Annotated in this window: 11 protein-coding genes; 1 reads left to right on the top strand and 10 read right to left on the bottom strand. The window is 65.9% G+C overall.

Annotated features, from left to right (window positions below; genetic code table 11):
• Nucleotides 1–32 precede the first annotated feature (32 nt).
• From pyrH to FOS14_RS22760, 8 genes are all read right to left on the bottom strand, one after another.
• Complete coding sequence (gene pyrH, locus FOS14_RS22795; protein WP_143773154.1) at nucleotides 33–767, bottom strand: UMP kinase; 735 nt, start codon at nucleotides 765–767, stop codon at nucleotides 33–35.
• Nucleotides 768–891: 124 nt separating this feature from the next.
• Nucleotides 892–1,308: a hypothetical protein gene (locus tag FOS14_RS25340; RefSeq protein ID WP_255450537.1), complete on the bottom strand. Its 417-nt coding sequence runs from the start codon at nucleotides 1,306–1,308 to the stop codon at nucleotides 892–894.
• 28 nt (nucleotides 1,309–1,336) lie between these two features.
• Nucleotides 1,337–2,155 (bottom strand): C39 family peptidase, encoded by an 819-nt coding sequence (locus tag FOS14_RS22785; protein ID WP_185981904.1) that lies wholly within the window; start codon nucleotides 2,153–2,155, stop codon nucleotides 1,337–1,339.
• Between the two features lie 26 nt (nucleotides 2,156–2,181).
• Complete coding sequence (locus FOS14_RS22780) at nucleotides 2,182–2,808, bottom strand: hypothetical protein (RefSeq protein WP_143773152.1); 627 nt, start codon at nucleotides 2,806–2,808, stop codon at nucleotides 2,182–2,184.
• Nucleotides 2,809–2,911: 103 nt separating this feature from the next.
• Nucleotides 2,912–4,618, bottom strand: a complete 1,707-nt coding sequence (locus tag FOS14_RS22775; protein WP_143773151.1) for an Hsp70 family protein — start codon at nucleotides 4,616–4,618, stop codon at nucleotides 2,912–2,914.
• Between the two features lie 31 nt (nucleotides 4,619–4,649).
• Complete coding sequence (locus FOS14_RS22770; RefSeq protein ID WP_143773150.1) at nucleotides 4,650–5,183, bottom strand: RNA polymerase sigma factor; 534 nt, start codon at nucleotides 5,181–5,183, stop codon at nucleotides 4,650–4,652.
• 38 nt (nucleotides 5,184–5,221) lie between these two features.
• A complete protein-coding gene (locus FOS14_RS22765) occupies nucleotides 5,222–6,652 on the bottom strand; it encodes a dynamin family protein (protein ID WP_143773149.1) in 1,431 nt (476 codons plus the stop codon).
• Entirely contained in the window at nucleotides 6,649–8,430 is a 1,782-nt protein-coding gene (locus FOS14_RS22760; RefSeq protein WP_255450536.1) for a dynamin family protein, read from the bottom strand. The genes FOS14_RS22765 and FOS14_RS22760 overlap by 4 nt, the downstream gene beginning before the upstream one ends.
• Before the next feature lie 177 nt (nucleotides 8,431–8,607).
• On the opposite strand from FOS14_RS22760, the gene FOS14_RS22755 reads away from it, so the two are divergent.
• Entirely contained in the window at nucleotides 8,608–9,879 is a 1,272-nt protein-coding gene (locus tag FOS14_RS22755; RefSeq protein WP_143773148.1) for a hypothetical protein, read from the top strand.
• A 3-nt stretch (nucleotides 9,880–9,882) separates the two neighbouring features.
• On the opposite strand, the gene FOS14_RS22750 is transcribed toward FOS14_RS22755, so the two are convergent.
• Both FOS14_RS22750 and FOS14_RS22745 read right to left on the bottom strand, forming a co-directional pair.
• The gene (locus FOS14_RS22750; RefSeq protein WP_143773147.1) at nucleotides 9,883–13,251 is read right to left on the bottom strand and encodes a DUF499 domain-containing protein; all 3,369 of its coding nucleotides are present in this window, start codon (nucleotides 13,249–13,251) and stop codon (nucleotides 9,883–9,885) included.
• 76 nt (nucleotides 13,252–13,327) lie between these two features.
• Nucleotides 13,328–14,260 (bottom strand): HNH endonuclease signature motif containing protein (locus FOS14_RS22745; RefSeq protein ID WP_143770502.1); only part of this gene is annotated, 933 nt, incomplete at its 5' end.

Genomic DNA, 14,260 nt, shown 5'->3' with positions numbered 1-14,260 from the left:
TGGCGTCACGATCGGCGGTTTTTCCGCCGCGATCATGACCGGACTAATGTTCCGATCTTCTCACCGGACACTGCGCGAGCGATATTCCCCTCGGTGAGCAGGTTGAACACGAGCATCGGCATCTGGTTGTCCATACACAGACTGAACGCGGTCGCGTCGGCGACTTTGAGACCGCGCTCGATCACCTCGCGGTGGGTGATCTCCGTGAACAGCGTCGCATCGGGGTCGATTCGCGGGTCCGCGCTGTACACGCCGTCCACGGCCTTGGCCATCAAGACCACTTCGGCGCCGATCTCGAGCGCACGCTGGGCGGCCGTGGTGTCCGTGGAGAAGTAGGGCATCCCCATGCCGGCACCGAAAATGACCACGCGGCCCTTCTCCAAGTGACGACGCGCCCGCAGCGGCAGGTACGGCTCGGCCACCTGACCCATGGTGATCGCCGTCTGCACCCGCGTCTGAACTCCCTGCTTCTCCAGAAAATCCTGCAGCGCAAGCGAATTCATCACGGTTCCGAGCATGCCCATGTAGTCCGAGCGGGCGCGCTCGAGGCCACGCTCCTCGAGTTCGGCGCCGCGGAAGAAGTTGCCGCCGCCGATCACCACAGCCACCTCGACGCCGGACTTGACCACCTCGGCGATCTGCGCGGCAACCGTGGTCACCACGTCCGGGTCGAGCCCGACTTTGCCGCCGCCGAACATTTCGCCGCCGAGCTTGAGCAGCACGCGGCGATACGGGTGACGGGGACCGTCCGAGTGCGGTTGGCTCATGGATCTCCTCACGGGGTGAACTCGTCTGCGGGTGGCGCGCCACACGAAACAGCCATCCCGCCTACGCGCGGGACGGCTCTCCTATCCTGCCCTATTCCAACCGCGCAGGTGCGGCAAGCCGGGTTCAGAACTCGTGCTGGCTGCCGTCGTCGAAGCCATAGCCGAACCCGCTGTCGTGTCCGGGGTCGTGGTCGCCCTGGTCATGCGCGTCATGGTCATGGACCCCGTGGTCGTGGACACCGTGGTCGTGCTGGTGTCCCGTGTCGTCGGCCCACCCGAGGTCACCGATGCCATCGTGGTGACCGCCGGCATCGTGGGCGTCGAGAGACGCATGATCGGTGAGATCGTCGCCCGACCAGCTGGCCGGGTCGTCGGCCGGATCATGCACCGGCACGAGCGTGTCATCGACTTCCGGTGCGGCCGGGTCAACGGCTGCGTGCACGACCCGGTCCCAGGCATCGTCATCGAGTTCGGGCAGCACCGAATCTCGCGGGATGCCAAGCATCTCCCACAGACTGGGATCCGAGTCGGGCTCGCCCATCGCGGTGGTCCTTTCTGGTCGGGCAATGTCAGTGCGCTGCGGTCAGGTCGGCGATGGCCCAGCGCTGATACACCGCGTCGGCTGTGTCGGTTGCCGAACTGTCCGCGAGGTCGGGATCGGGATTGTCCGCGACCAGCATCGTGTCACCCGAGGCCTGCCAGGCTTGTTCGAACTGGCTGATCGGCACCGTTTCCTGATTTCCGTTCGGGTTTCCCGGGTCCGACAGGATCACGGTTCCGTGCTCCCGATCGATGCCGGCGACCACCAGCGCGTGGTCGGCGCCATGACCCGAATCGTGCCCGGCGCCCCAGATCGCGCCCGCGTTGACCATGGCGATCACGCCGTATCCATCGTCCAATTTGGCTTCGAGATCGCTCATCGAGCTGTGTTCGAGGTGGCACGGCACACCCTCATCCTGCATCAAGCGTTGCATGCCCTGGAAGCTCATCCCCTGCTCTGGGTGGTCCGGATCGAACACGCCCAATGCGACGGCATGATCGACCATCTCCTGCGGATTGTGCGCGTGCACTCCGGTGTATTCGGAAACGACCTGGGCAATGCTCGACGGCCCGCAATACCCGTCGCGGCCCTGAAAGAACCAGTCCGCCTGCCATGCGGTCGGGTTGCCATCGATTCCGTCGGCGGGCGCGGCGTGTTCCTCGTGCGCGCCCGGCGGGGTCGGCTCATGCAGCCACCCGGTGATCGACCGCAGCAGTTCCTCTATCCCGCCGAGTGCGTCGTCGAGCAGCGAGTGGCCCGATGCAGCGCTGACGCTGTCGTCGAACCACCCGCTGTCGAACCAGTCCGTACCCGGATCTTCGGCCGGGTCGGTGTCGAAGGTGTGCACCGTGGTCACCTTGTTCGGGTCGGTGTTCAGTACTGCCCGTGGCCCTGGTGCAGGTCCGAGTAGTCGTCGGTGTCGCCGCTGCCGTAGTGGCTGCTGGGGTCGGTCTCGGGAGTGTCGAAGCTCGAACCGTCGGCGTAGGCGGCCGTGTAGTCGTAGTGCGAGGTGGTCTCGAACTCGTAGTGCTCGACGGCCACGCCGGTGCCGGTCGGGCCCTGGCCGTCGGAGCCGTAGTCACCCGCGGAGTATCCGCTTGCGTCGTCGCCCATCGGGACCACGGTGTCGGCAGAGCCGTCGCCGTCAAGGTCGACCGGGACGTAGCCGTGCGAAGACGTGCCGCTGGTGTCGTGTGTGGAGCTTGCCGAAGGGTAGGAATCGCTCGACGAGTAGGCGGGGTCGTGGGTGCCGTACGAGGAAGACGAGGTGTCGTCGGTGGACGGATCTGTTCCCCCGACACCGAACACGGACGTGCGGGTCACCGTGGTGGTCGTCACCGTCGTCTCCGAAGCGCTGTAGGCGCCGAAACCCGGCGTGCCCGAGTGGCTGTCAGTGCCTGAGTAATCGTTGCTGCCGGTCGTGCTCGGATAGGTGCTCGAGTAGTCGCTGGTGCCGGTCGTCGGGTCGTCGTTGGTGCTGGAGTTGGTGTTGCCGGACATGTGGTGCCTCCCTTGTTGTCGCCAAGACGTTGTTCTCGGCTTGTCGAAGGTGAGATGCACGCTCACTGCGGAAAGTTCCCGGGTTCGTGAAAAGTTTTCGCGGCTATTCCGCCCGGCACACCTTCCACTGCCCGCCTTCCCTGCTGAGATCGAAGAGCAAGTCGATCGACGAGGGGGTGGCGCCGGCGGTCTGGGCGACGCTGTTGACCGTTGCCCGTGCGGTGGCGTTGTCGCCGATGATCGTCAGCGAGGACACCGATTGCAGCGTCACCGTGTACTTCGTGGTGTTCGGTGCGGCGTCGAACGGATCGGTGGTGGTCGTCTCGGCGACAAAACTCGAGCACCGCAGCGCGGTCAACGTAGCGTGGTCGGAGTTGTTGACGGCGACGATGTACTTGCCGATCAGGTCCCGAATCGCCTGCTCATCTGCGGCCGGCGAACGTGATTCGCTGACCGCGGGCACATTCGGCGAACTGTCGCCACCGCGGGTGCTGACGACAATTCCGACGCCCACCGCAACTGCGACCACCGCTATTCCCACCGCGGCCAGCACCAGCTTCCGGCGGTTCTTCGGCGGAGCGGACGGACCCGGCGCCTGCACCGCCGCTGGCGGCGCAACAGTTCGCGGCGCGGGTGCCTGTGGTGCCGGGCGTTGTGGCGGTTCTGGGCGCGCGACCGCCGGCGTTGCCGCTCCCGCCGCCAACGCGACGAGCGCGCCTTTGGCGACCACAGTCTTCGGGTCGTCGAGGGTAGCGATGGCGCCGAGCTGGCCGAGCCGGGAGTGCACCAACGGAATTCGCGACGAACCACCGGTCAGGTAGAGCGCTTGCACACCGTCGGCGCCGACACCCGCATCCGCAAGCGCCGCCCGGGTCAGCGCCACCGCGCGGTCGATCTCGGGCCCGATAATGTCGTCGAATTCCTCCCGGGTGAGCACGAACACTTCCCGCTCGCCGCCCACGGTGACGGCGATGCTCGCCGACGGCGCCTCCGACAACAGTTCTTTGGCGCGGCGGATCGAGTCGTCGAGCATGCGAACAGAATCGGGGCTTGCCCCCGCACGCATCGTCGCAAGCAATCGCGCATTGCGTTGCTGCAGTTGGTCGTCGACCCAGCGACGGATGAAGCTGTCGAGGTTCTTGCCGCCCAGTCCGTTGTCGCCGCGCGCCGAGAGCACGCTGAACGTGCCGTCGGCTGCCGCGGCCAACACGGCGACATCGAGCGTGCCGCCGCCGAAGTCGAACACGGCGATACGGGCGCCGGTGGGCGTCGACGCCGACCGGGCGTACCAGGCCGCAGCCGCCCGGGGTTCGGACACGGTGGCGATCCGCTCGACGGGAACCCCGGCCCGCCGTGCGGCGTCGATGAGCACGTCGACTTCAGGCCGTGACCAGGCTTCCGGGTGAGTCAACACCACCCGCTCGGGGAACTGACCCGCATGCTGGGCGACAGCCCGGGAGATCACCGATCGCAGCACCGCAGCCACCGGCATCGAACTGGGCAGGTCGTAACCGGCCACGTAAGTCATGCCATGGCTGATCGTGCGCTTCGGGGCGGGCAGGAACGCTGCCGGGTTGCCCAGCGCGCGGTCGAGCGCGACATCGCCGACCAGGATCGACTCGGGGCCCTCGACGTAGACCGCCGACGACATGAGGTTGCTCGCGTGCGACAGCGCGACGGCATCAACGGCATTCGAACCGGCCGCCAGCTGCGCAGCCGCGGTATTCGACGTCCCGAAATCGATCGCCAGTGCCCAACCCGACGCCACCGAACCACCTCCCAACTGCTTTCCGAGCGGCAAGTATTCCATGACCGCTGGTCGGCACCCGGCTGCGTCGACCTCAGAGCAGCTGCGACGGCGTCAGCAGCTCGACGACCTTGTTGCGCGCCCGGTTGATCCGGCTGCGAACGGTCTGGACCGGCACGCCCTGCGCCTCGGCGATCTCGGCATACGACAGGTCGGCGTATTCGCGCAGCACGAGCGCCTCGCGGAAGTCCTCGGGTAGTTGGGTCAGTGCCCAGCGCACGGCGTCCACGTCGACCACCCGGTCTGCCGTGCTGGGCGCGTCGTCGGCGAGCAGGATCTCGTCGTCGGGATTGTCATGCAGAATTTCACGGCGGCGCCGAACATGCTGCAGCGCAGCATTTCTGGCGATCTGGTACATCCAGGTGCGAAAGCCCGATTCGCCGCGGAAGCGGTGCAGGTTCTGCCACGCCGCAGTCAGTGCCTCCTGCATGACGTCCTGGGCGTCCTCGACGTTGCCGGTGATCTGGTAGCTGATCGACCACATGGCGTGTTTGCACCGCCCCGCCAACTCGGCAAACGCGTGGGAATGTCCTTCCCGGCACAGCGCGAGCAGTTCGGATTCGTCCATGAGTCCCTACCGCTCCTTCCCGCCGCCAGGCACCGATCCTATCGGTGCAGATCGCCCGTCAACGCGCTGAGGCGGCGGCGCTGCAGGTCGTAGGCGCTGGCCAGCGCAGTCAATGCGGCGTCTTCGGCCGCGCTGCGGGTGGCGACCGCAGCGTGGGCGACCCGGTTGCGCCTGTCGATCGTCGCAGCGAGCAGCTGCTCGACAGTGGCATCACCGGCCGCGCCGACGCGTTGTGCATCCGTGGTCGCCCGCAAGACCGCAACCAGTTCGGCCACCACGGGCGACGCCGGATCGGTGGCGAGCATGGATTTCAGCGCGTCGAGCAACAGCACCGGGTTCATCGCGGGGTCAGCCCGCACCTGCCGGGTGATCGAGCGGATCTGTTCCCGCGCTGGATGGCTATAGGTGAGCGCTTCGAGTTGGGCCAGGATCCGCCCCGCTCGATGGATAGCCGCGAACCAGCCGATGGTCGCGTAGAGCACCGACTGCAGCGCACTGATACCGCTGGCCTGGTCGAGCCAGGTGGCCAGGGCGTGGGCGCCGCCGGCGGCGACGGCCCGTCCGCGCACGACGCCGTACTCCCCCACGATGTCGAGCAGCCGATCACGCTGCTGTGGCGAAAGCGGGTGCGGGTCGGTGGAGTTGAGCAGGCTGTAAAGATCCCAGCCGTCGATCCCGGCCAGCGGGGACAAGGCTCTGGCGTCGGCCTCGGTGATGCGGCCGGTGCGCGTCGACTCGGCGAGCAATCCGGCGACCGGGACTACCGTCAGCACCTGCCCTTGCAGCTTCGCGGCCAACGCCTCGGCGTGCCGGCTCGCGTGCTCGATGGGGTCGCGAGCACCGAACGCACCTTCCCCGAATCCGTCCGCGCGGGAGAGCACGCCCAGCGTGTTCAGCGGGGTAAACCCGAGTCGCGCAATGAATTCCATTTCGTCGGCCCGTGGCGCCGAGTCGAAGAGGAAGACGGCGGCGTCGGCGTCGACCGAGGCGGACTGGGTCTGCGCGAAGCCGTCGATCAACGCCCGGCGGGTCGTGTCGGCGTTCGCCACCGTCAGCGTCGCCAGGCCTGGGGTGTCGATGAGGCTGATGTCGCGGATCGCCGCGGACGGCAGATACCGGTCCACCCAGGCGGTTTGCAGTGGGTCGATGGTGTGCGGCGCCGCCGTGTTGTCGATCGCGACGATGTGCCTGGTGCCGTCGTGCCCGACGATTTCTGCCCGCGAGGGTGCGCCGTCGCGGTAGACGGTGACCACGTTCGTGGCCTCGAGCGCGGCGGTCTCGGCGATCGGCGCCCCGATCAACGCATTGACCAGCGTCGACTTACCGGCCTTGAGCCGACCGACCACCACGATCCGCGGCGGCGACCACAGCATCGCGCCGATCCGGTTCGCGTGCGGGACAAGATCCGGGCTCAGTCCCGCCAGCGCGTGCAACGACCGGTCCAGCACGGCGACAAGTGGGTCGTTCATGATGCCAGTCCCGCTGTCAGCGCGGCGATTTCGCTCTCCAAGGCGTTGAGGCGGGCGGTGACCGCACGTTGGTTGCTGGCCAGGCGCTTGAGCGTCGCGTCCCGTTTCGCGGCATCCATCTTGGCGGCCTCCGCGGCCTCGGCGAGTTGGCGCTGCACGGTTTCCATTTGTCTGCGCAGATCCTCGCGGTAGCGGATGACGATTTCCGGCCGGGCAATCGAAGTGGCGGCTTCCAGCATCCGACCGACCTGAGTCTTGGCGAGTACCAACGTTTCTCGAAGCCAGGTCAACAGGTGCTGTTTGCCGTTACGCATGGCGCGGTAGGACAGATTGACGGCGATCCACAGCACCCCGGCCAGCGGTCCGATGCCCAGCATTGTCCCGAGCGCACTGGTGCCGAGCGTCCCCATGGACAAGACGGTCGGATCGAGCAAGTTTTGTCGCTTCTTGGCCACCTCACCGGCATTGAGAGGTCCGACTTGCAGTGCGGCAACAACGAATTCCGAAATGGCCTGCCAGTCTTCGGGTCCGCTGCACAGCGGAGTGACGATCTCTTGCAAGCGGTCGAGATACAGCTGGCAGGTCGCGGTCATGGCGGCAAGCAGGTCTGCCTCGATCTCGGCGGTGAATACCTGCGGGTTTCGGCGCAGGACCGCAAAGCCGTTCTTGGCCAGGCGCTTGTTCCACTTGGTACGGACCTGCTCGAGTTGCTCGTCGAGGTGATTCATCGCGGCCTGCCGGGCGAGCGTCATGTCGCGCGCAAGATAGTGTTCCCATTGCGAGGCTTGATCTTTGAGCTTCTGGAGCCGGTCACGCTCGGCGGTGAGGTCGGGAACCGCGACCTGTGCGTCCGAGGTGATCGCGATGTCGGTGGTGATTCGCTTGTGTACCTCACGCAGGCCCTCGGCGGCGGTGCGCAGCGCATCGGCAGTGCCTAGCTGGTTTCCGATCGCCAGTCGGGCGGCAATCAGAGCACGCAATTGTGTTACGCCCGAGGCTTGTTCGAGGCGGTGCCGGCGGTCTAGATCAGTCATTTGGGCCGCGGCCACCGCGAGCGTACTGCTGACGCCGAGCACCGGAATGTCGCGGCGCAGGTGCTCACGCAACAGTCGCTGGTTTTCCGCGACGATGGGCTGCCACCGGCGAATGTTCTTGTCGGTCTTGGTGACCACCACGATCACCGACTCCACCGTCGCGACTGCCTGCTTGACGAAGTTCATTTCGGGGGCCGTGATCGGCGAGGTGGCGTCGCAAACGACAACCACGACACAGGCTCGCTCGGTGGATTGCACGGCCAACTGGGCATACATCGGGTCGAGCCCGCCCACGCCCGGGGTGTCGATGATCATCGGATCGCCCGGGACGAGCGCGTCCACAGCGACGACGGCCCGGGTGGGCAGGGACTCGGCGAGGGGATCGGCGACGTGCTTGCCCGACGCGGTGACCCAGTCGGCAAGTTCCGAACGCGGTACGCGCTGAGCGCTGCCCGGGAAGACAAGCTCGACCGCGTCAGCGGGATGATCGTGATCTGCAGCGACGAACTGCACGACCGCGGACGTCGCGACGTCGACATCGACCGGCGCGGCGTCACGTTCGCCGATCAGCGCGTTGACGAGTGCGCTCTTTCCGCGCTTGACCTCCCCGACGATCACCACTGCGCGCAGGGGCGGCCCGGCGGCGAGCTTGCGCTCGGCCAAGTCCGCGGTGGCGTCGAGGCCGAAGGTGCGCAGGATCTTGGTCGCGTCGCCTAGCACGGCGGCCGGGCCAACACTGGGCACCGGTGTGGGCTGCGGACTCTGCAAACGTGCACTCCCCTGCTGGCCGGTAGATTTCTGTCAAGATATCGGGCGCGACCGCGCGGCGCTGCGACCGTGCCGCGCAACGGGGTGGGAACTTTTCGCGGGTTCGGTGCATCGAACGTGCGAACTGCCTGGAAATCGACGTAAGGACCATTGATGAAGACCAACTCTGCTCTGCTGACAGTCTCCGCGCTGGCTGCTGTCACGGCCGTCGCCCTGTCCGGGTGCTCGAAGTCGGACGAGGGGTCGGCACGCGCGGCGTCGAGCGGTCCCGCGACCGCCAAGCTCGACACCGGCTCTTACCGCACCACCCCGCAGCCCGACTTCGGTAAGGCCGGCAGCCCGGCGATGGGCGCGATCATCGAGGGGCAGCGGATGGCCGAGTTCGTCATCCACCCGTTCGACATCGACATCAACCTCACGAAGGTCGGCATGATGGGGACCTACGTGATCAAGAATTCCGCCGCGCTGGGCGCGATTCTGGCCAAGCCGATTCCGGATTCGATCCGCAATGACAACTTCGTCACCGGCTTTTCGACGGCAGCCGGGGAGGTTGGCGACGTCGGGCATTCGACCGTGCACGCGGTGCTGCGCTTCGCGGACCCGGCCAGCGCCGCCAAGGCCGCCCAAGACCTGCACCAGTCGATCCTGACCACGGACCTGAACGATCCGACCATCAACCCGCCGACGCCGACCTCGCCGCCGAATGTGGGTACCGAGGCACAGATTCCGGGGCTGCCCGACACTCTCGCCGTCAGCCACGACTACTTCGGTAAGTACAGCGTCGACGCGCTGACCGTGCACGGCCCGTACGTGCTCTACGACTGGTTCCAGGGCAATGATGGCAGCGAGTTGGCGGCGACCAAGGATTGGGCCAACAAGTCGGTGGCCAGGTCCGTCAAGCTGCAGACGCCCAAGATCGACGCCTTCCCGGCGACCGACCCGGCGAAGCTCGCCGACTTGCCGATCGACGTTGACGGTGTGCTGCGCCTGACGCTGCCGACGAAGCTGGGCCAGACCAGCACCAGCCAGCAGGCGGTGTACGGCCCGAGCGGGTTCCTGCACTTCTCGGGCAGCCCGGTGCAGGACCAACTCCTGCTGCAGCAGTCCGGCACCGACCGGATCGCGATCGGCGCCTCCACCGTCTACCGGACACGCGACGACAAGGGCGCGCAGGTGCTGCTCGACGGGTTCGGCAAGCAGTTCAGCAAGACGATGCACGTCGGCCCGGCGCCGGTCGGCGTGCCCGGTGCGAAGTGCTGGGTCGGCAACGGTAACATGAGCGATTCGCAGACCACCTGCCTGCTCGCCCGCGGCCGGTTCGTCGCTCAGATCAATGCGACCGACGTCCAGAACAAAGGCACCGACCTGACGCAGGCCCAGCAGATGGCGGCCGCGCAGTATGAAGTGTTGGCCGGGCAGAAGTAGGGGTCAGGCTTCCTCGAATCCGGACTGCTCGAACTTCAGAGTGGTTGCGTTCTCCGAGACGGTGCGGATTCGATGGTCGTCGAATCCATTGGGAGCGGTCGCGGAGATTTCGATCCGTACATCGAGCTGCGCACCTGGCTGAGCGGCCAGGTGTTGCAGCACTTCCATACTGATCTTGCCGAAGTCGGCCGCGTACTTTTCAGGGTTGAGCGTGCGGGAGCCGAAGTAGCGGGTTTTTGGTTTGGGACCGACGTGCGTGGGAGCGGGCGATTTCCCGAACCCATGGGCTGGCGGAGCCGAAATAGTAACGCTGGTGGTCTGCTCAGCTGGTTCCCGCTCTGGCGCAGAGAACTCCGCGATCTCGCGCTCGCGCTGTGCCAGTGCACGACTCGGCTCAACGAGGAGCAAGGTGTCAATCATTTGTGGCGGCGTGACGTCGTCACTAGGGAGCACCAAACCGTGGTATTGCTCTCCGTCGAAGGAGTCAGCGAGCGCGAAACCTTCCTGCTGCCAGATCATCTGGTCGAAGACCGAGAGCACGGAATGCTCGAAGACCGTGCGATCGCGTAGGCGCGCAAGATAGGCGTAGGTGGTGTAGAGCGCCCAAAGCTCGCCCGCGCTGATGTGTCCGTCGCGCTGCCACACCGCCGCGAGATGGGTATCGAGGTCGTAACGCAGAAGTGGGGCAGCCCGCGAGGTGACGAGCTGATTCTGATCTTTCGCGCGTTTTGCCGCGCGCTCAGCGAGGTTGGTGGTGGTTCCCTCCGCCTTGATAGCGCTGAGCACGGGCTTAGGGCTACTGATCTGTTCGGGGTAGAGCAGCCAGGTGTAACAGTCCAGCAGGCGATGGCGGACCGTTTCATCCGCGCGATCCCTGCGCTTGACCGCTTGCTCGATTTGCTGCGGCTTCAAATCCAGCGCAACTGCGTTCGACGCAACATACTTCCATGCCAGGTATTCGCGGGTAGCGACATCGAGTTCGGGGATGCGGGTCGCATCGGGAGCGAGGAAGCAAAGCGTGTTGGCGTACGTGCGCGCCGCCGAACCACGGTGCTGGAGAACATCTTCGATCCACTTTGCCGCCGGGGAATCGTTGCCCTGCTTGCGGTAGGCGAAGGCGGGCGGCACGATGACCAGTCGCGCTTCCTGAATGTCAGGGACGTCAGCGGAATTCCCCGGTGCGACATGGACGGCGGTGAACCCGTCCGAGCTCGTGCGCCGGTGTTCTTCCAGCCGCCTGACCACTTCCTGCCAGACGTCTTCGGCGTGTAGTTGTTCGGCGTAGTCGCGCGCGGTGCGGGTCGTATTGGCTTGCGTGTCATACCAATACTTCGCACCATCGTTGTAGAGATAGGTGGCAGAGTTCGAGAGGCTGTCGAGCGCGGCGTGAAAATTTCCCGGCACGTCGCCCGGGATAGCGACGCCAAGGAACATCCGGGCCTTTTCGATGCCCTTGTGCGCAGTGTGCAGTGTCGGAGTCGCGCCGATAAAGGTGGCTCGTGCGAGTCGACGGGTCACGCGCCGCTTGCCGAACAGGGGGTTGACGTCGACCTTCGCTGGCGTGGAACTGGAACCGTCGACGTCAGCGTCGATGATCGCCTTCCACCGGTCGTCGAGGTATTGGGTGAGCTCGGTGACGACATTGTCGTTGGCCAGCGGCACTGAGCCGGGCATGATCAGTGGTGCAACATCATCGGATCGCCACAGCTCCCCGACCACTGTGTTCATCAAACGCAGGACGCCGCGAGTGCGCTGGAAACGGTCGAGGGTGGACCAGTCCTCATATAGCCGGTCGAACAACTCGGGGTGGACTGGATAAGACCGTTTGATCCGGTCGATGTAGGCGTTGTCCCGCACCTCGCGGGGGAACTGGCTGTCGTGCTCGCGGTAGAACTTGACCATCGCATTGGCGGTCGCGCTGATCTTCGCCAACGCGGCACCGTCGGGTGCCACGAACAGGCGCCGTCGCACGATTTCGAAGCTTTCCTCGGGGTTGGCCGAGCGCCACTGATCAGCAGTGCGGCGGACGACGTTTTGCAGGCGGCGCAGTGCCTCGCGGCCGTATTCGCCGCCGACTTCTTCGTCACTGGCGCCGGTGTCGTCGTTGGCGTCATCGGAGGCCGGGATCGAGATGACCACCTGGATGCCGGGCACTGCTTTTGCCGCTTCCGTGAGCGTCTGAGCGAATGTGAACTGCGTGTCGAAGGTGCCGCCTGGCAGGTCGTCGCGGCCGTAGAGCTGGCGCGCATAGGAAACCCACTCGTCAACGAGAATCACTGCGGGGCTGTAGAGCTCGAACAGCTCACGCAGGGTGTGGCCGGGATTGGTAGCGGTACGGTCGGCCTCGGCAAGCAGCTCGTAGGCGTCGCGTCCACCGAGTTGCCAGGCAAGTTCGCCCCACAGCGTGTTCACCCTGATCCCGCCAGGCTTGACCAGCGGCTCGGCTGGCGCAAGATCGTTGCCCACCAGCGCAACTCGCTGCACACGGCCAGAAACACTGTCTAAGGGAATGTCCTTGAGCAGATCTTGCAGTTCCTGTGGGTATTCGATCAGCCTGCGACCCGACGCCAAGTGCCACAGCGCCAGCATCGAGTGCGTCTTGCCGCCACCAAAGTTGGTCTGCAGATTGATGACTGGCGAGGCGTTACGGTCGCCGGTGACGCGACGTGCCATCCGTTTGACGAGGTCGCTCAGTCCGCCGGTGAGGAAGGTTCGGCTGAAGAATTCGACCGGGTCGGTGTATTCGGAGTCGCCTTCGCCGCGAGCAACCATGGCGAGGTCGGCTGCGAACTCGGCGGCGTGGAAGTTTCCGCTGGCGACGTCGGGGTGAGGCACGAGGACTTCACGCCATGGTAGGAGGTTCTCGGATCCGACGTCCGCAGTTGGTATGGAGCGGACCGCCTTTCGGTCTTCTTGCTCGGACGATATGCGGCGTAGGTCGATTCGACTCTTGTTGACTTCGTCGGCTTCCTTGGGCGCGCCGATCGCGCGCAGGAACCGTTCCGTCGTGTCGAGTGCGCGGTAGGCGTCGTCGACGGAGAAGGGTTGGTGGTGAGCGTGACGATCACGGACGTCACGCAGTTCGCTGGCCCAGCTCTCCTCAGCGCGAGACAGGTGTTGTCCGAACGGGTACCACCTCGGTTTATATGCAGCGGTGGCCTTTTCGGTGAGGACCCGCAGCCCGTTCTGGGGGTCAAGGCGGTTGTAGGTCTTGTTCGTAGCCCCCTTGCCGGAGTCTTTGGCCGCGAGCAGCGCCGTCCAGTCGAGGCCCGCGGGTAGCTCTGGACCCACGACCCGGTTTATGAACGCGTCGAGCGCCGTGCCGAGCAGACTCAGCGCACGGTCGATCCGGTCGCGGTTGCTGATTGCCACGGAAGATTCCCCCTCTACACAAGCGCACAACGTGTTGTGTGTCTCACTGTAGGGGGTGCGCCGAATCAAGTGGCAGCTACCCGGCGCGGCGTTGTTGGTCGTCGGGGTCGTCGTCGGTGGTGAGGTATTCGCCGGGGTGGTGGTAGTTGTTGCGTCGGGGTAGTTGGTTGGGGTCGAGGATGGCGGGTGGGATCCACAGGGTGCGCCCGGTTTTGGGGTCTTTGATTGTCTGCCAGCCGTTTTCGGTGTCGATGTCGCGGTGGTGGGTGTCGCAGGCGAAGGTGAGTTGGTCGATGTCGGTGGGCCCGCCGTCGGCCCATTCGGCGAGGTGGTGGACTTGGCAGCGGTAGCCGGCGGCGGCGCAGCCGGGTGCGGTGCAGCCGCGGTCTTTGGCGTGCAGCACGATGCGTTGATCGGGGCTGGCGATGCGTTTGGACCGGCCCAGATACAGCGGGCGGCCGTGGTCGTCGAAGAGCACCAGGTAGTGGTGGGCGTGGCCGGCCAGCCGGATGAGGTCGCGGATCGGCAGGAGGGCACCGCCGCCGGTGACGGCGTGGCCGGTGGCGTCTTGGAGTTCCTTCAAAGTCGTGGAGACGATGACGGTGACCGGCAGCCCGCGGTGCTGGCCGAGTTGGCCGGAGGCCAGCATGGCCCGGCACAACGCCTTGAGCGCGTCGTGTTGGCGTTGTCCGGTGGTGCGGCGGTCGCGTTTGACGGCGTCCTCGGAGGGTTCCTCGTCGACGGCCGGGTGTTCGTCGTCGGGGTGGCAGGCGCCGGGTTTGGCCCATTTGGCGAAGATCGCCTCCAGGTAGGCGGCGAGTTCGGGTTCGACACAGAACCGCCCGCTGGTCATCTTGTCCGGACCCTGGGGGTCCATGTGGAAGAAGCGTTTACGAGCGCGGTCGTGTTCGTCGTAGTCACCGTCGGGATTCAAATACCCGTCGAGGCGGTTGGCCACCCGGCGCAGCTCGTCGGGGCGCAATGTGGCCGCCGCCGTGGCCAGTGCGTG

Source organism: Skermania sp. ID1734 (assembly GCF_007489285.1).
In the GTDB taxonomy this organism is placed as follows: Bacteria; Actinomycetota; Actinomycetes; order Mycobacteriales; family Mycobacteriaceae; genus ID1734.
This window is presented reverse-complemented; position numbering and strand designations above follow the sequence as displayed.